Genomic DNA, 17,703 nt, shown 5'->3' on the forward strand with positions numbered 1-17,703 from the left:
TTCGACGATCTCGTCAAAATCGTCGCATGCGCCGATCGTCCCGCAAACGACCAGAAGAAGCACCTCGGGTAACGGATGGGCGACCCGCCATTGCTCCCGCTCATCCTCAACGAGACTAAAATGGTCCAGCAAAACCCGCAGCCGCGGGCGATCGTCTTCAAACATGTCGGCCTCCAAATCACCGACACTCTTGAATCACACCCAAACCGTTCAGGGAAGAAACGTTAACCCGAGTTCAGAGCCGTGCATCGAACAGACACTGCGTGAAATCGGACGCTCCGTTGGGATCGACAAAGACGTGTTCAACAGGGCAGTGGCGGACCAGGCCATCCTTGAGCGTCTGAACAAGCTCACCGACCAGGCGACTGACGAATTCGAGGTAGAGGGAACGCCTCCCTTCTTCGTCAACGGCAAGAAAATCACTGGGGCGCCGAGCCTTGAGGAGATGCGCAGCGCAATTGCCGCTGCTCTGAATGGGCATTGACCTCCCATTTGGTTGACTGGCGGAGAAGGCCCATTCCTTCTCCGCACTTCCTTCGTATCGTGCTCAGCCGGCGACGGTATCGAAGGCATCCAGCACGCGCGACGAATAAACCAAAGCTGCACCGGCGTTGAGCGCAATCGCGACCCCAAGTGCCTCGGCAATTTACTCCCGCGTGGCGCCGACTTTCGCTGCTTCGGACGTATGGCTGGCGATGCAGCCGTCACAACGCGTGGTCACCGCAACGGCAAGGGCGATCAGTTCCCGGGTTTTGGCGTCCAACCGACCGCTCTTCTGACCTGCGCCACCGAGGGTACGAACGCCCTCAAGTGTCGCCGGCGAAAGCCGGCCAAGTTCGGTTACGCGTGAGGACAGTTCCTGCCGGTATTTTTCCCAGTCGAGCATTAGAAAGTTCTCCGTGAATTTGGGCTGATGCAACGCGATGTAAGAGCCGCAGCCTTCATCTTTGGTCAGGCCGCGACCACATCTCGGAAAGGAGTATGGAGAAAACTTCATCAACTGAAATGGTATGATTTCACGAACCCATGAGCACCAATCATGCTTGTTGCCGGACAACCCTTGGACAGAGAGACCGCGAGTTGGAGAGACGACCTTGAGCGGCGGCCCAAATACGCGAAGCCGAATGGGCCCGCATTGTCTGCGGGGGCTTCAGAAATATTAACAGGGCAGCGCGCCATTATGAATGTTGCTCATGGAGACATGAGATAGTGCCACTTATCGCAATAATGACCCTGTGATATTCCCTGACGTTACCTGCGCGCCGCGCATACGGCAGATCGACGGACGGTGCGCGCTCGTTGCGAGAAAAGCCGCTGGCTGATTTCGACGCTCGGCTGTTGCGGATCATGATCGCTGCCCGCCGGAAATAAAGGGAGAGGACCAATGTCGAGATTTTCGGCCGAACGCGAGAAGGTGATTCTGGCTTCGGTCATGGCGGCCAATGCCAATCCCGGCTGGTTGACCAGCGATCGCGTCGAGGCCCTGACCGGCGGCCATGGCATGCTCAACATCCCGGTCGTTGCAGTCTGCAACGTCATCGCGGCCGAACTGCGTCGTGGCATAAGCCCGGAAGTCAAGTTCGCCGATGCCGTGCGCCAGCCGATCGATGACCTTCTGACCAAGAGCATTGCTGTCGCCACGGCAGCCGGCGCCGACGGCGCCAATGCGGCGCTGATCGCGGCAACGCTGCTCTATCTCTGCGGCGCCAACGCCCAGGTCGGCATTCCTGCCGGTAACCGCAAGCTCGGCTCTTCGGCGCGCATGATCGCTGGCGTCAGCCGCTCCGGCCTTGCCGCCGTGCCGACGGCGAAGATGAACAACAAGATCTCGGGTTTCGCCGCCGTTGCGGCCGTCTACGAAGCCATGATGAAGGGGGAGCTCTCGCCGGTCCAGGGCCGTGACATTCCGGAAGGCGTGGGCGGCGGCGTGATGGTCGGCCACGGCGCGCTGGGCGAGGATTTGATTTTTCCCGGCATGGCCGAACGAGGGGCTGCCATCGGGACCAAGGCGATGATGGACGCTATGTCCGGCGCCGGCATGCCCAGCCAGAAGTTCCTCTCAGCCCTTTTTGGCGCGGCGGCGATCCTGGAAATCATCCATTCGGATGCCGACGTGGCCGAGGAATATGGCCCCTACGGCAAGGTCACCAGTGCTTTCGTCGCGGGGCGATCCGCCGTTCGCACCGCCGGCCTGCCCGAGAAAATACATGTCCGCATCACCGGCAAGGAAGTCGAGACCGCACGGCTGATCGGCGATCTCGGCCTGATCCTCAAGGATATCGGCGGGCCGACCGTGATCGGCATCATGGCGCTTGATGAAATCGTCTCGGTCTTCGAAGAAGGGATCTGCGGCGCGGGCGCGGGTCCCGTCAATCCGCCGCTCGGCCATATCTGCGGCGATGCGGTCATTGCGCTGATGTGTCTGTTGCAGGATGGTTCGACGGAACAGAGCGTGGCGCGCGCGCTACGTGCCCGTCGCCTTGGCTTCAGCTTTGATCCGGAAACTGCGATGGTGGCGATGAACATCGTTGCCCGCAAGGCGACGCAGATCTGCAACGGGCCGGTCACCGATGCAATGATCATGTCCTCCACCCCCATGGTCACCAAGGCGCTGCATGCCCGTGCGGCGCGCAGCTATGACGATCTCATGGCGGGCAGGAGCGTCGGCGAGATCGTCCGCGCGATGGACGAGGAGCGCCAGCTACTGGTGGAGACACGCGGGTCGGAATTCCTGAGCAAGGTGAAGGGTACCAATATCAAGGTTCATTTCACCAGGATCAGCAAGGGTGCGCGGCGATCGAGCAAGATGGCGGCGCGCTGGCTTGCCTTCGATCCGGCGCTCGACGCCGAAGTCACCGTCGGCGACGAGACGATCCATATGGAAGGCATCATCAACGCCGTGATCCCCGAAGTCGCGCAGGGCATCGGCAAGGAACGCGCGCCGTTCCTCACCGCACTTGCGCCGATCGCCAGCGAACTGCTGCTCGCCGGCAATGTAATTATGAACGTCACCATCCCGGCCGTCGTCGCCGCCGCCATGGGCAAGATGAGTGCGTCGGATGCGACGGGCGAAGCCCAGTCGGCAGGCCTGATTTCCGCCGGCATTCCCGGCACCAAGACCAAGGCAGAGGCAGCCGCCCTGGTCGCCGTCGAATCCATGGCGTTCTGATGGCGGGCGGCGTCATCCTCCTGATGGCCCAGATCGATGACGCGCCGGGCGAGTTGCTCGGGCACGTCATCGAGAAGATGGGCGAGATGGGCGCCAAGAATGTCCAGCTCCTTCCGAGTCTGGGCAAGAAGGGCCGCCCGTCCTATGTCCTGCTGGTTGACATAAACGCCGAAGACGAGCCGGACTTCGCCGGCCTGCTGGTCGGTGACCTCGGAATCTGGGGCTATCGGGCTCTCGAATCCCAATACAAGCATTTCGACATCAGGCGTTATCGGACGCAACTTCGGCTAACGTGGAACGGCGGTGAACAAAGCTTTCCGCTGCGCCTCAAACGCATCCTGAGCGAGGGCGTGTTCATGCGGGCCAAGGCCGAACATGACGACCTCGTGGCGATTGCGGAGCAGATGAAAGATCGTCTGCCTATACCGGTCGCAGTGCTGAAGGCGGCGATCGAGACCAGCGTCGGATCGGCAGAACCTGGCGAGACCCTGCACGTCGACCTGTCCGGTTGGCAGCATTCGGAATGTAAGGAGGTTGGGTCTCATGCATATCCATCTTGATGTTCTGGGCGGCATTGCTGGCGATATGTTCGTCGCCGCGATGTTGGACGCATGGCCCGAGCTGGTTGGAACGGTAGAGAGAAATCTTCGTCTGGCAGGTCTGGACGAAGACGTGCAGGCGGTCTTTCGGGCACACAATGATGGCGTGCTGACCGGCAGCCGCTTTGACGTCACGAAGACCGGCTCCGAACAGGAAGCTTCCGGTCCTGATCCTCATCGCCATTCTCAAGGACATGGCCATGCGCATCATCATCACCATGACGAACATGGACATGCTCATCCTCATGAGGAGCATGTCCATAATGGCGACCACAGCCACAGCCACCACCATCACCACACCCATTGGCGCGACCTTCGCGCCATGCTCGACGGCAGCCGTTTGCCGGAGGGCGTCAAGCGCGCGGCCATAGCCATCTTCCACGAACTCGCCGTGGCCGAAGCCGCAGTACACGGCAGAAACGTCGGTGACGTAGCTTTCCATGAAGTCGGCAACTGGGATTCGATTGCCGATATCGTGGCGGCAGCTACGTTGATCGACGCTGTTGGGGCCAAAAGCTGGTCGGTGGGTTCGTTGCCGATCGGGCGAGGCTGGGTCGAGACCGATCACGGGCGACTGCCCGTTCCCGCTCCCGCCACGACTCTTTTGTTGCGCGGGTTTGCCTTTCATGATGACGGTCGCCACGGTGAGCGCATCACGCCGACGGGAGCGGCGATCCTGTCCCATCTCTCGCCCGCGACAAGCCTCGGGTCGTCGCCTCGACTGCTCGAACGCACCGGTATCGGCTTCGGCACAAGACGCCTGCCCGGCATGAGCAACGTGCTTCGCATCCTGGCGTTCACCGAGGAGGGTGCAGCACAGGATCGGGTCGGCGTCATCCAGTTCGACATCGACGACCAGACCGGCGAGGAACTGGCCGTCGCCCTCGACCTTGTTCGCGCGGCCGAAGGTGTGATCGACGTGACCCAGACGCCGACCTTCGGCAAGAAGGGCCGCATGATGGCCTCGGTTCAGGTTCTCGCGCGCGTGGATGCGATCGACGCAATCGGAGCGCTCTGCCTGCGGCAGACCACGACGCTTGGCCTGCGCAGCCGGATCGAAGCGCGCACGGTCCTGCCGCGACAGTCGGTGACAACCGAGGACGGGATAAGGGTGAAGCTCGCCGACCGGCCCGGTGGGATGACGGCCAAGGCGGAAATGGACGACGCCCAAGGCGTTGATCGGAGCCACAAAGCCCGCGCCGAATTGCGCCGCCGGGCCGAAGCTGAGGCGCTGGAGCAAAAGTCATGATCGCGAAGGAAACCTCTCTCGCCCGTCTCAATGCCGTGTTCGACAGCGCCCGGCACGCGGCCGTGGCTGTCTCCGGCGGCGTCGACAGTATGACGCTCGCGTTTGTGGCGCATCGTCGGATGGGAGCTGACGTGATCATGTTCCACGCCGCCTCGGCCGCCGTTCCCCTGAGCGCCACCGAACGGGTCAAAGACTATGCAGCCCGTCATGGCTGGGACCTACGGATCATCGATGCGGGGGAATTTGCCGACGAACGTTATCTCGCCAATCCCTCGAACCGCTGCTTCTTCTGCAAGTCCAATCTCTACGGCACCCTGTCTTCGCTTTCGGCAGCGCAGCTCTTTTCCGGCACGAACACGGACGATCTTGGCGATTGGCGCCCTGGCCTCAAGGCGGCCGAAGCCAATGGTGTACGTCATCCCTTTGTCGAGGCCGGCATGTCCAAGGCAGATGTCCGTGCCATGGCGTCCGCCTATGATCTTGCTGACCTCGCCGAACTGCCTTCAGCGCCCTGCCTGTCGAGCCGCGTTGAGACGGCTCTCAGGATCGAACCCGAGATCTTGCAAGCCATCGATCGGGTCGAGATGCTGCTGCGGCGCGAGCTCTCGCCGGGAACGGTGCGCTGCAGGGTGCGGCAAACCGGGGTGGTTGTCGAACTCGATGAACCGACGCTGTCGAAACTCTCTGGCGATAGTCGCGCGCGCCTCGTGGGGCAGATTTCAGAGGCGTTCGGTAGTCGACGGCCGATCGATTTCCAGGCATACGCCCGAGGCAGCGCCTTTTTGCGGGAGCGAAATTCATGAACGAAGAAGTCCGGCTGGATTTCCAGCGCACAGAGCGCGTGGGATTCGATGAGGCAGTACTCTGCGCCCGGAAATCCGATGCGCAGCTTGCCACGATCATGGACCGCGTTTTAGAGCGCGGCACACGCTGTCTGTTGACGCGCCTCGAGGCGGAGGTCTTTGGTCGCCTCGCGCCGGCCTATCTTGAACGATTGGACTACGACCCCATCTCGCGGACAGCATTCCTGAATTGGACCCCGCCTGCCGAACAGCAAGCACCCGATATCGCCGTCGTGTCGGCCGGAAGTTCGGACATGCCCCAGGCCGCCGAGGTCTTGCGAACGCTGGCTTATCTCGGCGCCCCGACCAGACAGTTCATCGACATCGGCGTCGCAGGCCTATGGCGGTTACTGGAGCGGGTCGAGGAATTGCGGACTTTTCCCGTTATCGTCGCGGTTGCAGGCATGGACGGCGCTCTTCCCAGCGTGCTCGGCGGGCTCGTTCCCGGCGTGATCATCTGTCTTCCGACATCGACCGGGTACGGCGTGTCGAACGGAGGAGAAACCGCCCTGCACGCGGCACTCGCCTCATGCGCGCCCGGACTGACCGTCGTAAACATCGACAATGGCTACGGCGCCGCCTGTGCGGCGTTCCGAGCGCTCAGCATGGTCCGGCGGGTGTCTGTTCAAGATGGCAAGGGACGTCCGAATGCGTAGCCCTTTCGATGACGAACCGCTTTACGCCAAAACAAAAATTGCCATCGTTTATGCCTTGCTGGTCGCAGCCAACGTCCTGGCTTGGATCTGGGCTTGGACTTCGTTCTCCGATCGACCGGCACTGCTTGGCATGGCCCTTGTCGCCTATATGCTCGGTGTCCGTCACGCGTTTGATGCAGACCATATCGCCGCGATCGACAATGTCGTGCGCAAGCTTATGCACGAGGGTCGGCAGCCGTTTTCGGTTGGATTCTTCTTTTCGCTCGGCCATTCCAGCATCGTCGTTCTGGCGTCGCTTGCCGTTGCCATCACCGCCTATGCAATGCAGAGCCAGACTGAGGGTTTCCACGACATTGGCGGCGTAATCGGCACATCCGTCTCAGCACTGTTCCTGCTGGTGATCGGAATTGCCAATCTCGTTATCCTGAAACCTATCTGGGACGCCTTTTCGCGAGCGCGGCGTGGCGAGGAAATTGTCGATGAGGACCTTGATGCGCTGCTGGCTGGACGAGGCTTGCTGGCCCGCGTTTTTCGCCGCACCTTCAAGGTGGTCACACGCTCCTGGCATATGTATCCGATCGGCTTTCTCTTAGGCCTCGGCTTCGACACCCCCACGGAAATCGCTTTGCTGGGCGTTTCAGCTTCGCAGGCCGCGCAAGGCTTGTCGTTCTGGACGATCCTTGTGTTCCCGGCCCTCTTCACAGCCGGCATGTCGCTGATGGATACGACGGACAGCGCTCTGATGACGGGCGCCTACGGCTGGGCCCTTATGAACCCCGCCCGCAAGCTCTGGTACAATCTGACGGTCACCGCCGCCTCGGTGATTGTCGCGATCTTAATCGGAGGCGCAGAAGCGCTCGGCCTGATTTCCGACAAGCTCGGCTTGCGGGGCACTTTGTGGGAGGCAATCGCCACCTTTAACGACAGCCTTGAAAATCTCGGCTTTGGTGTCGTGGGCATCTTCATCGCGAGTTGGGTCGTTTCGGCAATGATCTATCGCATGAAAGGCTATGACCGCATTCACGCGAACGTATCTTGAGAAGGGAACGTACTCGACCCAAGCGAAGCACGCCGCCATATTTGCCGTGAGATCAATGTAACGGTCGATGGAAGTTCATCTTCCTCAGCGCGTCCTCTATAGAGCTCGCGCCGACCGAGGTGACCGCCTGCTCAAGATAGGATCGGATGTCTGCCTCGCTCTTTCCTTCCAACAACGCGATTTCTGCGATGCTTCTGCCGAGCGCTATCCACAGCAGGCAAGACCTTTCAATCGGTGAGAGTATCCATTTGGGCATCAAACACCTTTTGCGAACTGATCACCTCGTCCGTGGAATCCTGGCTCGCCAACCTGTTCGAAGGCCGCTTGCAACTTACGACCTGTCCGCCCAGGCCATAACCATTCAGAAACGCACCGATGCCTAGGGCGCGACCGCTTAGGAGCGGGCCGTCGTATCAATGCTCGGCAACCTTGCGTGAGCCCTCCAAAGCACCCTTGACATCAGCGACGAGACGTAGCGCGGGCGAACCTGCCGACATCGGAAGGTCGCCTGACCGCTCAAAAGCTTGCAAAAGGTCCTCAGAGGCGTCGAGCCGAAACTCGGTGACGATATCCTGCAGACGCCGGACCTCCCCTGCCAGCGATGTGCTTGCCGAAGTATATTCCTCGGCCATGGAAGCGTTTTGCTGGGTGACATGGTCCATCCGGTTCACAGCGCTGTTGATCTCCGTAAGGGCAGCGGACTGCTCGTTTGCAGACGTCGCAATGGCAGAAAGCTGGCTGCTGATCAGGCCTACCTCCTCCTCAATCTTTTCGAGCGTTCGTCCCGTTTCCTGCACCAGCTTTACCCCGGAACTCACTTCGCCCGTCGAATTGCGGATCAGTTCCTTGATCCCCTTGGCCGCCTGGGCAGATCGTTGAGCAAGTTCTCGGACTTCCTGGGCGACAACCGCAAAACCTTTGCCGGCTTCGCCGGCCCGGGATGCCTCGACGCCAGCATTCAAGGCAAGCAGGTTCGTCTGAAACGCTATCTCGTCGATGACACCGATGATATTCGCGATCTCGTTGGACGAATGTTCGATGCCCTGCATAGCCGAGATCGCCTTTGCCATCACGGCCGCAGAATTGCGTGCCGACGTATTCGCGTCCGCTGCCGCGCGGCGGGCCTCCTCGGTGCGCCTGGAGGAATTCGAAACTCCTTGTGTAACCTGATCAAGGGCGGCGGCGGTTTCCTCAAGAGAGACCGCCTGCTGCTCGGTCCGCTTGGAAAGCTCGAGGGCACTTTGGCTTATTTCCGATGTACCGCCATCGATCGCCGCAGTGGCGACTGCCACCGTCCGGAGGCCGGTTGCCAATTGCTCGCGCGCAGCGTTGAAGTCGGCGCGCAGTTGCTCGAATTCGCTGGCAAACGGTTGTTCCAGTCGGAACGTGAGGTCGCCACTGGCAAGATGCTTCAAACCTTCAGCAAGGCTGGAGGTGGCCTCCGTCATCTTGCTTACCCGCTCCCGCTCTAACTCTTCCGCACGCACACGTTCGCGCTCGCGCGCCTCGCGGCCAGCTTCGACGTCTCTTTCCATCTCGCGTGCTCGCAACCCATTGTCTTTGAATATCTGCACCGATTTCGCCATCATGCCCAGCTCGTCGCGACGATCGGTTCCTTCGACAATTGCCGAGAGATTGCCGCCCGCCAGCGTCGTCATCGTGTCGGCGATCCGCCGGATCGGCTTGACGATCCAGGCGCGAACGGCAAGCACGCCCAGAACCAGCACCGCTGCCAAAGCGATCACGGCGCCGCCCATTGCCCTTTTCGACGTATCGGAGGCCAAGGCGGAAACGTCGCTGCGCTTTTGGTCGGCATCCTCGATCATCTTGGCTGCCGCCGACTGAAATCTCGGCGATATTGCCGCGAATGCCGGTTGGCACATGCTCAGAAAGAGCTGCTGGACCATGGCGATGCTGGCCTCGCTGTCTGCCGTTCGGCCAACAGCGATTGCCGCACCGCATGTCGTCGTCAAGATTGCGAACCCATCCGTCTTCAACGGCGGCAAGTCGGCTTGCGCCGGTAACGCGGCGATCGCCAGATCCATGGAGGCGACGAAGCTTTCCTGCGCCTCCTTGAGGCTTTCTTCAGCACGCACCCTGCCGTCTTTGGAGCGCGCCATGATCATGTCGCCGATATTGGCGCGGGCTGTCTGGAGGCTTCGGTTGGATTGGGCCAGGTGAAGGGCGGCGGCTGCGTTCTTTGTCAGGAGGTCGGTGTAGGCTGCGTCGATCCTGAACAACTCCCGGGTCTCGTAGAGGGAGAGGCCGAGGGCCACCAGCCCGAACATGCCGACAACGACGAAGAACTTGCCAACGATTGGAACGTGTTTCACACGCCACTCCCCTTTGAGATGATGTTGATATCCGCGTTCGCAAACACGGGGTTCCAAAAAGCCAGCCACTAAAAAAAGGGGCTGCCGCCGAGACCTGAACGACGACAGCCCCAGTCGCCCTGGGAGGCAGGCAAGACGACCGGAAATCCGAGCGCTTGCTCGTTTCATCCGGTCAGTCGCGAATGGCAGCTCCTGTTTGCGGATCGAACCAGTGCAGCTTTTCCAGATGGACGGTCAGCGGCAGGCGCTTGTTGGGCGCGGGCGTCGATACTGGCGGGATACGCGCCACCAGCCGGTTCGTGCCCTTTCGTTTGAACTCTGGCGGATCCTCCACGTCGCTGATGTCGACGGGCGGAGAGGCAATGTCGAAAAAGACGAAGGTGTCGGGGCCGAGCGCTTCGGCAACCGGGATCGGCTCGTTGAACAGCGCTTCATGCTCTTTGCACACCAGAAACATTTCCGGGCGTATCCCGGCGATCACCTGCCGTCCGGCATAGGCAGACAATGCGGCACTCGCGGGAACCGGAAACGCAATCCCGGTTCCCGCGATCGTCGCGCGCAGGCTTGCCCCGTCCGCCTCAAGGTCGGCCCGGACGAAATTCATCGCAGGCGAACCGATAAAACCGGCAACGAACAAATTCGCCGGCCGGTCGTAAAGCCGCTGCGGCGTGTCGATCTGCTGCAGGTTGCTCTCGCCGGCATCAGCGACAGGCTTCAGCACAGCAACCCTGTCACCCATCGTCATCGCTTCGACCTGGTCATGGGTGACGTAGAGCGTAGTAACGCCAAGACGCTGGTTTAAAAGCTTGAGCTCGGCCCGCATCTGGACGCGCAGCTTGGCGTCGAGATTGGACAGCGGTTCGTCCATCAGGAATGCCATCGGATGACGGACGATCGCCCGACCCATCGCGACGCGCTGTCGCTGACCGCCGGAGAGCGCGCCCGGCTTGCGGTTCAGGTATTTCGTAAGGTCGAGCATCTCGGCTGCGTCGCGCACAAGCTTCTCGATCTTGTCCTTCGGCATTTTGCGCTGCTGCAGGCCGAAGGCCATGTTCTCGTAGACCGTCATGTGCGGATACAGCGCATAGTTCTGGAATACCATCGCGATGTCGCGGTCCTGCGGCTCGGTGTTGGTGACATCCTGATCGTCCATAAGCAGCCGGCCGCTATTGAGCTGCTCGAGCCCGGCCGCCATCCGCAGAAGCGTAGATTTGCCGCAGCCCGACGGTCCGACCAGCACGACGAATTCACCGTCGCCGACCGTGAAGCTCACATTGGCGACGGCGACGGTCCCGTCCGGATAGGTTTTTCCAATCCCGTCAAAGGTCATGGACGCCATATAGTTCTTCTCCCAGTATCACGTGGCGAGGCAAGTCATCGGGTCGGATGGCGTGCCTCGTAAGATTGGTCACGCCATCAGCCGATGGTCACGGGCTTGCCGCTGGCGACGGACTCCTCAATCGCAGCCAGTACCTTGGTGTTGGCAAGCCCATCATTGGCGTCGGCAAGCAGGGGCACGCCACGCACGACGCTATCGACGAAGCGCGCGATGGATTCCTGCACGAAGCCGCCGATGCGGGTTGCACCCGTCGGCGTCATGCCGATGTAGTCGTTGAACCGCATGCCACCATCGACGATACGGCGCAGGCCGCCGCTATGGGTGGGATCAGCCTGGATCTGACCCTTTTCGCCGACGACTTCCACCTTGAAATCGACAAGCGAAGGGTTGTCGCGCGACAGGATCCAGCTGTTTTCCATGGTCACGACAGTGCCTCTGGAAAATTCGAGGATCGAGGCATGGAAATCCTTGGTGTCGACGCCGCCGGCGGCAAGCGTCCCGGAACGGGCCACGGCGTAGACGCGGGTCACCTCGTCTTCGAGGATGAAGCGCAATACATCGACCAGATGGCTGCCCAGGAACCAGAGTGCGGAGGATTTCGCGGCCCAGCTCAGCATTTCGAAGGGAACGAAGGTCGTGTTGGAAAGGCGCGCCGTGCCGTGCTTGGCAAGCCCGATTTGGCCCTCCTGGATCATGTCGCGAACCCGCGCCAGGATCGGGTTCACACGATTGTGGAAGTCGATCATCAACTTGCCCTTGGACTTTGCGGCAGCCTCGGCGATCTCTTCTGCTTCCTTGACGGTGGTCGCGAGGGGCTTTTCGCTCAAGACATGTTTGCCGGCCTTGAGCGCTGCAAGGATGATCGGTGTGTGGGTAAAGTCGGGTGTGGCGACGGACACCGCGTCGATCCGGTCGCTGGCGATGAGCTTCTGATAGTCGGTGAACGCTTCGATTGCGCCAAAACTCTCCTTCATCTTCAGCGCCCTGCCCTCGTCGAGGTCGCAGACGCCAACCAGTTCGGTCTCCGGCAGCACGTTGAAGGTGTGGGCGTGGTTATTGCCCCAAAGGCCGGCGCCGATGACGCCGATGCGAAGTTTGCTCATTTTATATGACTCCATTCAAACCGTAAAAGATCAGCCCTTCACCGAGCCGAAGGTGAGACCGCGCACGACGTAACGGTCGAAGACCAGGAAGATGATCATCGGCGGGATCATCGCGAGCACGGCGGCGGCTGCGATGTAGTTCCAGGTCACGCCGCTGGTGGCGAAATATCCGAGCGTTCCGATCGGAAGGGTGGCGGTTGAACGCGAGCTCAGCACCAGTGGGAAGGCCGCGTTGTTCCAGGCAAAGACGAAAGCGAACATCGAGGTGACAATGATCCCGGGGCGGACGATCGGCAGCGTGATGCGCCACATGATCGTGTGCCAGCGGGCGCCGTCGACGCGGGCCGCCTCCTCCAGCTCCGCCGGCACCTCGTCGATAAAGCTCTTCATCAGCCAGACCGAAAACGGGATCGTCAACGTCTGCAACACCAGCACCATCGACAAATACGAACCTTGCAGGCCGACCCGCGTGATCAACACGAAATACGGAATCAGGAAGGCAATCGGCGGCGCCATCAACAGGCCGAGATACCAGAGCATGATGTTCTTCTTGCCCCGCATCTTAAAGCGCGAGAGCGCGTAAGCGGCAGGCACCGAGAACGGCAGATTAAGCAACACCGCGCCGATCGCCACGATTAGCGAGTTCACGAGTTGCGGCGCGTTCGTGCCAGGATCGACGAGGATGTGGCGGAAGGCATCCAGCGTCGGTTCGAAGGTCACTTGCGGGGGCATCGCGAACGCTGTTTCTGCCGGCCGGATAGCGAGCGCCAGAAACCAGAGGATCGGGCCGATGAAGACCGCCAGGAACAAGAGGCCGGCGGCATAGGTGAGCGCAGTATAGAAGGTCTTGCGGCTGGCCATGTCACCACTCCTCATTGCGGAAGGCGAAGAACACGTAGAGGGCGATGATGACGTTGACGATCAGCACCGTGATCCACGTCTGGGCACTCACCAACCCGACATTGAAGTTCACCAGACCCTGTTCGTAGAGCGAATAGCCGAGTGTGCGTGTCGAGGTCCCCGGCCCGCCGCGGGTCAGCACCAGCACCGTGTCGAAGGTGTTGAAGATCTGCATGAAGCGCAGCATGACGATGATGGTCGCGGTGCGCCGGATGAGAGGCAGCTTGATGCGCATCAGGATCGTCCAGGCCGATGCGCGATCGAGACGCGCCGCCTCGATGATCTCGTCGGGAACGGAAAGCAGGCTCGCATAGAGGACGATGGCGAAGAACGGCGTCCACTGCCAGATGTCGACGAAGAGTATGGCGGCAAGCGCAGTCGTCGGTGACCCGAGGATGCCCTCCGCCGGCACCGGTAGCCAGAGCGACTGCAGCACCCAGGTCACGAGACCGCCGCCCGGATCATAAAGATAGCGAAACAGGAAGCCGACGACGATCGGCGCGATCGTGGTTGGCAGGATCAGCAGCGCGCGTACGACATTCATGCCGGGCAGCGCCTTGAGCAGCACCAGTGCGATCGCCAGGCCGAGCGAAAACTCAATCGCCGTGCCGAGCACCGAAAGGATCAGCGTGTTGGTAAGTGCGGCGCGAAAATCGAACGCATTGAGCGCCTGGACGTAATTGTCGATGCCGACGAAAGCCAAAGGCTGCGGCCCGACCTGCAAGTTCCAGAAGTAAAAGCTGGATTTGAGAGCGAAGAGCAGCGGGTAGGCGATCAGCGCCAACAGCATAATCACGGAAGGCGCGATCAACAGGTAAGGCAGGTTGCGGCGGACGAAGCCGCGCCGGACGGGCGTAAGCGTTGGCAAGGAGCGAATGGCTGTCGTGTGCATCGTCGAAGTCCAGTTCTTCTTGGCGGATGACCGCCGGCGCGAGCGTTGCCGCGCCGGCCCGAGAAGAATTCCATTACGCCTTGCCGAGCTTGCCGATCAGCGCCTTGGCGCCGTCGAGCGTGTCAGCGTAGCTTTCCTTCTGGTAGGGGATCATCAGATTGCCCTTGAGGATGCTTTCGAAGAGGCTGTTGGCGCGCTCCAGCGCGGTCTTCGGATCTTCGCTGCCGGTCAGAAGCTGGTTGAGCGTCAGGCCGAGCACACTTTCGACCGCGGTATAACCCGGAACCGGCGGACGCGTTATCTTGCCGTTGCCCTGCTTCATCATGTCGTACTGGACATCGAGGTATGAATAGATCTTCTTGACGTCCGCGTCTTCGTAGAGCGACTTGCGGGCAAAATCCGAGAACTGGAAATTGAGGTCCGGCCACTCAGCCATCTTCTTCTGGGTCGCCTTTGACGTCGCCCACTTTATGAAGGCGTAACCGTTGTCCTGCCGGTCGGAACTCGACGGGACGCCAAGGCTCCAGCCGCCGAGGCTGACTGTCTGCGCCACGCCATCTGCCTTCGGCAGGGCTGCGGTCGCATACTTTTCCATGACATCGGACTTCTTGCCCGTCATGTAGCCGGAGTTCTTGACCAGGTAGAAATACGGCGTCCACCAGTAGAACATGCCGATATCGCCCTTGGCGAAACGGGTGCCGGCATCGAACCAGACGTAATTGATCGCCTCGGGCGGCGAGAGCTTGTAAAGCTGCCGGTAGACCTCGAGCGACTTTGACCAGGCAGGACCTGTGAGCTGCGGCGAGAAGTCCCACGGTGCGCCGGGGAAGGATTTGAACCAGTTCGCGCCGTGACTGGCGGAAAGCTGGGTGAACATATGGGTGATCGGGGACGGCTGCGATCCGCAGATCACCGTCGGGAAGAGCGGCTTGCCACCGAAGGACTTGCCTTCGAGCGACTTCAGCGTCTCGATGTACTTCGTCCATGTCCAGTCTTCAGAGGCCTTTGTCGGTGGCGCGGCGATGCCGAAGCTGTCGAAGATGTCCTTGCGGTACATCACCCCTTGCGCATAGGCCGCAACCGGCAGTGTGGCGATCTGCCCGCGCCACATGTTCGACGAATAGAGGACCTCGGGAATGAAGTCGGCGAGATCGATATCGCTATCCTTGGCGATGTAGTCGTTGAGCGAGATGATCCAGCCGTTGTCGAGATACTGCCCGAGCCACATCTGGTCGACCGCGATGACGTCCGCGTCCGACGTCTTGGCGACGAAGGCCGAGACAAGGCGGGTCTGCAACGCGTCGTAAGAGAGGCTTTCGAGCTCGACCTTGATGCCCGTTTCCTTTTCGAATTCCGGGATCATGGCTTTCATCGAGAAGAAGAATGGATCTTCGACCGACAGAACGCGTATGGTCTTCGCGTCTTGGGCAGACGCACGCCGTGGCGCGACAAGCGCGCCCGCGCTCGATGCCAAGAGAGCGGCGACAGATGCCGACTTCAGCATGTTCCGGCGCGACATATTTCCAATATCGAATGTCATGTGGTGCCTCCTCAGTTGTTCTTAAATCCAACCTCATCCGACCACGGGAAACCTTCACGGCGCCGAGCTCGAGTTCGATTGTTACCCCTCATCTGCCATTGCCAACAGTTTGTTTGTACTTCGCACAAACTTATGGTACTGTCAAGAAGGTGCGTTCGGGCGTTCCCGCGGCTAAAGCCTCCGCATCTGTTGCGGTAAGCCATCAAGCGCCATCTGGTCGAGCAAGCGCTCTCAAGCTAGAACGACGGGGCTGGCAAATCGGAGATGCAAGTTGAAGTTCGAGAATCAGCCATCCTATTCGCTGGGGCAGCGCGGTCCCAACAAGGACACGCTTGCTGGCGAAAGTGGCAATGTAAGGCTCGTTTCGCAGTCGACCCTCGGCGAGATCAATCGCGGTCGGGTGCTGCAGGCGTTGTACGACAACGGTCCGAAAAGCCGCGCCGAGCTTGCCCGTCTGGCGGGCGTCAATCGCACGACGATCACGGGAATCGTCCAGCCGATGATCGAGGAGGGCCTGCTCGTCGAAGGCGACGCAGTGCCCTCAGACTTCAAGGGCGGTAAGCCGGCGCGTCCGATCTATTTCAATCCTGAAGCACCAATGCTAGGCGCCGTGCTTCTCTTGCCCGGCAGGATCCAGACATGCCTTGTGACGCTCAGCGGCGATATCAAAGCCCTCACCAAAGCGCAATTCGATCCGCATGGCGATAGGGGTGCGTTCCTGGCGATCATCAAGGACACCTTGTCCGCGACGCTTTCCCAAGCCCACCAGGCACCGTTCGGGATCGGCATCGCCTCGGGGGGCATGATCGACAGCGACAACGGGGTGATCCTCGCCGTCAATCTTGCGCCCGTTCTGACTGGCCTCCACTTGGTCGATATCCTGCAGGCGCATTTCTCATTGCCTGTTGTCATCGACCATCATCCGCGCGCGCTTCTCGTTGGCGACCGGTGGTTCGGGCCGGGACGGGGCCAACAAAACTTCGCGGCGATCTATACCGGTGAGGTATTGGGCGGCGCTTTCTACATCGACGGACGGGTCTACCGGGGCCTTGCCGGCTCCGGCGGCGAACTAGGCCATACCGTCGTGCAAATCGATGGGGAACTCTGCAATTGCGGCAAGCACGGATGCTGGGAAACAGTCGCCGCCCTACCCTGGCTGCGGCGTGAAGCGGCCCGACTTGGCTTCGCAAACCCTGAAAGCGTCACCTGTGCTCGCCTCGTCAAAGAGGCAGCAGAAGGCGCCGAAGCTGCGAATGGTCTGCTGGACCGCTATACCAGAAACGTCGCCTTCGGGATCCTCAACCTGCAGCAGACCCTGTCACTCAACTCCTATGTGCTGCATGGGGACATTGCAGGCGGCGGCGCGGACGCGGCCGAACGCGTCAGGCAACATGTCGAACGGTTGGTCAAGAAGCGACCGAACCAGGAGATTTCGATCACGCTGAATGGCATCGGAGAAGGTCATACGGCATTGCGAGGGGCCGCTGGCTTGGTCTTGTCCAGCCACCTGAAGCTCGTCATCTAGGCGGGATACGATCCCGGCGGCGAAACGGCCAACGACGCGGCTGAGCCATTGTGGTTTCAATTGTCGGGAGGTCACAAAACTATCGATCTCGCCGCACAAGCGGGCCGCTCGCGCTTTGTCTGGGAGGGGTCTTTCTCCAGCACAATCTCGGATACCCAATGAAAGTTCCGTGAGGCAATCGATAAGGGCGTAAGGGCCAATCATGGTCTGCGTATTGCTTCAAGTAGCGGCTGCTTGATCGCTTGATCGGATTGCTATCCCAGCGGCTCTTATACCGCGTCCCGTTTAACTTGACTCTTTGGCCTTCCCAAAACGCGGTGAATCTGAATCTCTGGAGCAAACCGGAGGTCTGCGATGCGATCAGGGATTTCATTGCGTGAGGATTTTGACGGAGAAGGTCTGCGGCGGCTGGCGCGGCAGACGAAGGACGCCGCCCAGGCACGACGTTTGTTGGCGCTCGCGTCGATCTATGACGGAGGCTCGCGTTCCGATGCCGCCCGTCTCGGCAATGTCACGC

15 protein-coding genes and 2 pseudogenes are annotated in these 17,703 nt (G+C 60.7%); 9 read left to right on the forward strand and 8 right to left on the reverse strand.

The window, feature by feature from the left end; genetic code table 11:
- The coding region (locus tag QDY28_RS29725; RefSeq protein ID WP_331384430.1) for a transposase family protein at positions 1 to 165 on the reverse strand (165 nt) is incomplete at its 3' end.
- Here QDY28_RS29725 and QDY28_RS29730 point away from each other — a divergent pair.
- Complete coding sequence (locus tag QDY28_RS29730) at positions 164 to 484, forward strand: DsbA family protein (RefSeq protein ID WP_028755235.1); 321 nt, start codon at positions 164 to 166, stop codon at positions 482 to 484. The two genes, QDY28_RS29725 and QDY28_RS29730, sit on opposite strands and share 2 nt — an antisense overlap.
- A gap of 63 nt (positions 485 to 547) precedes the next feature.
- Here QDY28_RS29730 and QDY28_RS29735 read toward each other — a convergent pair.
- Positions 548 to 886 (reverse strand): annotated as a pseudogene (locus tag QDY28_RS29735) (carboxymuconolactone decarboxylase family protein).
- A gap of 498 nt (positions 887 to 1,384) precedes the next feature.
- On the opposite strand from QDY28_RS29735, the gene QDY28_RS29740 reads away from it, so the two are divergent.
- Genes QDY28_RS29740 through QDY28_RS29765 form a run of 6 tightly spaced genes read left to right on the forward strand, consistent with a single transcriptional unit; the run spans position 1,385 to position 7,554 of the window.
- Positions 1,385 to 3,169 (forward strand): hypothetical protein, encoded by a 1,785-nt coding sequence (locus QDY28_RS29740; RefSeq protein ID WP_184806179.1) that lies wholly within the window; start codon positions 1,385 to 1,387, stop codon positions 3,167 to 3,169.
- Complete coding sequence (larC, locus tag QDY28_RS29745) at positions 3,169 to 3,729, forward strand: nickel insertion protein (protein WP_184806176.1); 561 nt, start codon at positions 3,169 to 3,171, stop codon at positions 3,727 to 3,729. Before QDY28_RS29740 ends, larC begins: the two co-directional genes overlap by 1 nt.
- On the forward strand, positions 3,713 to 5,017 hold the full coding sequence (locus QDY28_RS29750; RefSeq protein ID WP_004112726.1) for a LarC family nickel insertion protein: 1,305 nt from the start codon (positions 3,713 to 3,715) through the stop codon (positions 5,015 to 5,017). Before larC ends, QDY28_RS29750 begins: the two co-directional genes overlap by 17 nt.
- Positions 5,014 to 5,820, forward strand: a complete 807-nt coding sequence (locus QDY28_RS29755) for an adenine nucleotide alpha hydrolase (RefSeq protein ID WP_210320796.1) — start codon at positions 5,014 to 5,016, stop codon at positions 5,818 to 5,820. The genes QDY28_RS29750 and QDY28_RS29755 overlap by 4 nt, the downstream gene beginning before the upstream one ends.
- On the forward strand, positions 5,817 to 6,515 hold the full coding sequence (larB, locus tag QDY28_RS29760; protein ID WP_004112720.1) for a nickel pincer cofactor biosynthesis protein LarB: 699 nt from the start codon (positions 5,817 to 5,819) through the stop codon (positions 6,513 to 6,515). The genes QDY28_RS29755 and larB overlap by 4 nt, the downstream gene beginning before the upstream one ends.
- Positions 6,508 to 7,554, forward strand: coding sequence for a HoxN/HupN/NixA family nickel/cobalt transporter (locus QDY28_RS29765; protein WP_184806173.1), 1,047 nt, complete (start codon positions 6,508 to 6,510; stop codon positions 7,552 to 7,554). The genes larB and QDY28_RS29765 overlap by 8 nt, the downstream gene beginning before the upstream one ends.
- 413 nt (positions 7,555 to 7,967) lie before the next feature.
- On the opposite strand, the gene QDY28_RS29770 is transcribed toward QDY28_RS29765, so the two are convergent.
- From QDY28_RS29770 to QDY28_RS29795, 6 genes are all read right to left on the reverse strand, one after another.
- Positions 7,968 to 9,887, reverse strand: a complete 1,920-nt coding sequence (locus QDY28_RS29770; protein ID WP_065091863.1) for a methyl-accepting chemotaxis protein — start codon at positions 9,885 to 9,887, stop codon at positions 7,968 to 7,970.
- 172 nt (positions 9,888 to 10,059) lie between these two features.
- Complete coding sequence (locus QDY28_RS29775; protein WP_004112713.1) at positions 10,060 to 11,226, reverse strand: ABC transporter ATP-binding protein; 1,167 nt, start codon at positions 11,224 to 11,226, stop codon at positions 10,060 to 10,062.
- 77 nt (positions 11,227 to 11,303) lie between these two features.
- Positions 11,304 to 12,329 (reverse strand): Gfo/Idh/MocA family protein, encoded by a 1,026-nt coding sequence (locus QDY28_RS29780; protein ID WP_065091862.1) that lies wholly within the window; start codon positions 12,327 to 12,329, stop codon positions 11,304 to 11,306.
- A gap of 30 nt (positions 12,330 to 12,359) precedes the next feature.
- Positions 12,360 to 13,190, reverse strand: a complete 831-nt coding sequence (locus QDY28_RS29785; RefSeq protein ID WP_004112708.1) for a carbohydrate ABC transporter permease — start codon at positions 13,188 to 13,190, stop codon at positions 12,360 to 12,362.
- Between the two features lies 1 nt (position 13,191).
- Positions 13,192 to 14,121 carry a carbohydrate ABC transporter permease gene (locus tag QDY28_RS29790; protein ID WP_065091861.1) on the reverse strand — a complete coding sequence of 310 codons (930 nt, stop codon included), beginning with the start codon at positions 14,119 to 14,121 and terminating at the stop codon, positions 13,192 to 13,194.
- A 73-nt stretch (positions 14,122 to 14,194) separates the two neighbouring features.
- Positions 14,195 to 15,661, reverse strand: a complete 1,467-nt coding sequence (locus QDY28_RS29795) for an ABC transporter substrate-binding protein (protein WP_065091860.1) — start codon at positions 15,659 to 15,661, stop codon at positions 14,195 to 14,197.
- Between the two features lie 271 nt (positions 15,662 to 15,932).
- On the opposite strand from QDY28_RS29795, the gene QDY28_RS29800 reads away from it, so the two are divergent.
- Together QDY28_RS29800 and QDY28_RS29805 are read left to right on the forward strand one after the other, a co-directional pair.
- Complete coding sequence (locus QDY28_RS29800) at positions 15,933 to 17,186, forward strand: ROK family transcriptional regulator (RefSeq protein ID WP_004112704.1); 1,254 nt, start codon at positions 15,933 to 15,935, stop codon at positions 17,184 to 17,186.
- Between the two features lie 354 nt (positions 17,187 to 17,540).
- Positions 17,541 to 17,703 (forward strand): annotated as a pseudogene (locus QDY28_RS29805) (IS630 family transposase); the annotation flags it as partial.

This window comes from Rhizobium sp. BR 362, from assembly GCF_036528765.1.
In the GTDB taxonomy this organism is placed as follows: domain Bacteria; phylum Pseudomonadota; class Alphaproteobacteria; order Rhizobiales; family Rhizobiaceae; genus Rhizobium.

Bases quoted from the DNA above. Each gene is read 5' to 3' on its own strand.
- QDY28_RS29730 (WP_028755235.1), top strand. From the start codon at position 164: ATGTCGGCCTCCAAATCACCGACACTCTTGAATCACACCCAAACCGTT.
- QDY28_RS29740 (WP_184806179.1), top strand. From the start codon at position 1,385: ATGTCGAGATTTTCGGCCGAACGCGAGAAGGTGATTCTGGCTTCGGTC.
- larC (WP_184806176.1), top strand. From the start codon at position 3,169: ATGGCGGGCGGCGTCATCCTCCTGATGGCCCAGATCGATGACGCGCCG.
- QDY28_RS29750 (WP_004112726.1), top strand. From the start codon at position 3,713: ATGCATATCCATCTTGATGTTCTGGGCGGCATTGCTGGCGATATGTTC.
- QDY28_RS29755 (WP_210320796.1), top strand. From the start codon at position 5,014: ATGATCGCGAAGGAAACCTCTCTCGCCCGTCTCAATGCCGTGTTCGAC.
- larB (WP_004112720.1), top strand. From the start codon at position 5,817: ATGAACGAAGAAGTCCGGCTGGATTTCCAGCGCACAGAGCGCGTGGGA.
- QDY28_RS29765 (WP_184806173.1), top strand. From the start codon at position 6,508: ATGCGTAGCCCTTTCGATGACGAACCGCTTTACGCCAAAACAAAAATT.
- QDY28_RS29775 (WP_004112713.1), bottom strand. From the start codon at position 11,226: ATGGCGTCCATGACCTTTGACGGGATTGGAAAAACCTATCCGGACGGG.
- QDY28_RS29780 (WP_065091862.1), bottom strand. From the start codon at position 12,329: ATGAGCAAACTTCGCATCGGCGTCATCGGCGCCGGCCTTTGGGGCAAT.
- QDY28_RS29785 (WP_004112708.1), bottom strand. From the start codon at position 13,190: ATGGCCAGCCGCAAGACCTTCTATACTGCGCTCACCTATGCCGCCGGC.
- QDY28_RS29790 (WP_065091861.1), bottom strand. From the start codon at position 14,121: ATGCACACGACAGCCATTCGCTCCTTGCCAACGCTTACGCCCGTCCGG.
- QDY28_RS29795 (WP_065091860.1), bottom strand. From the start codon at position 15,661: ATGACATTCGATATTGGAAATATGTCGCGCCGGAACATGCTGAAGTCG.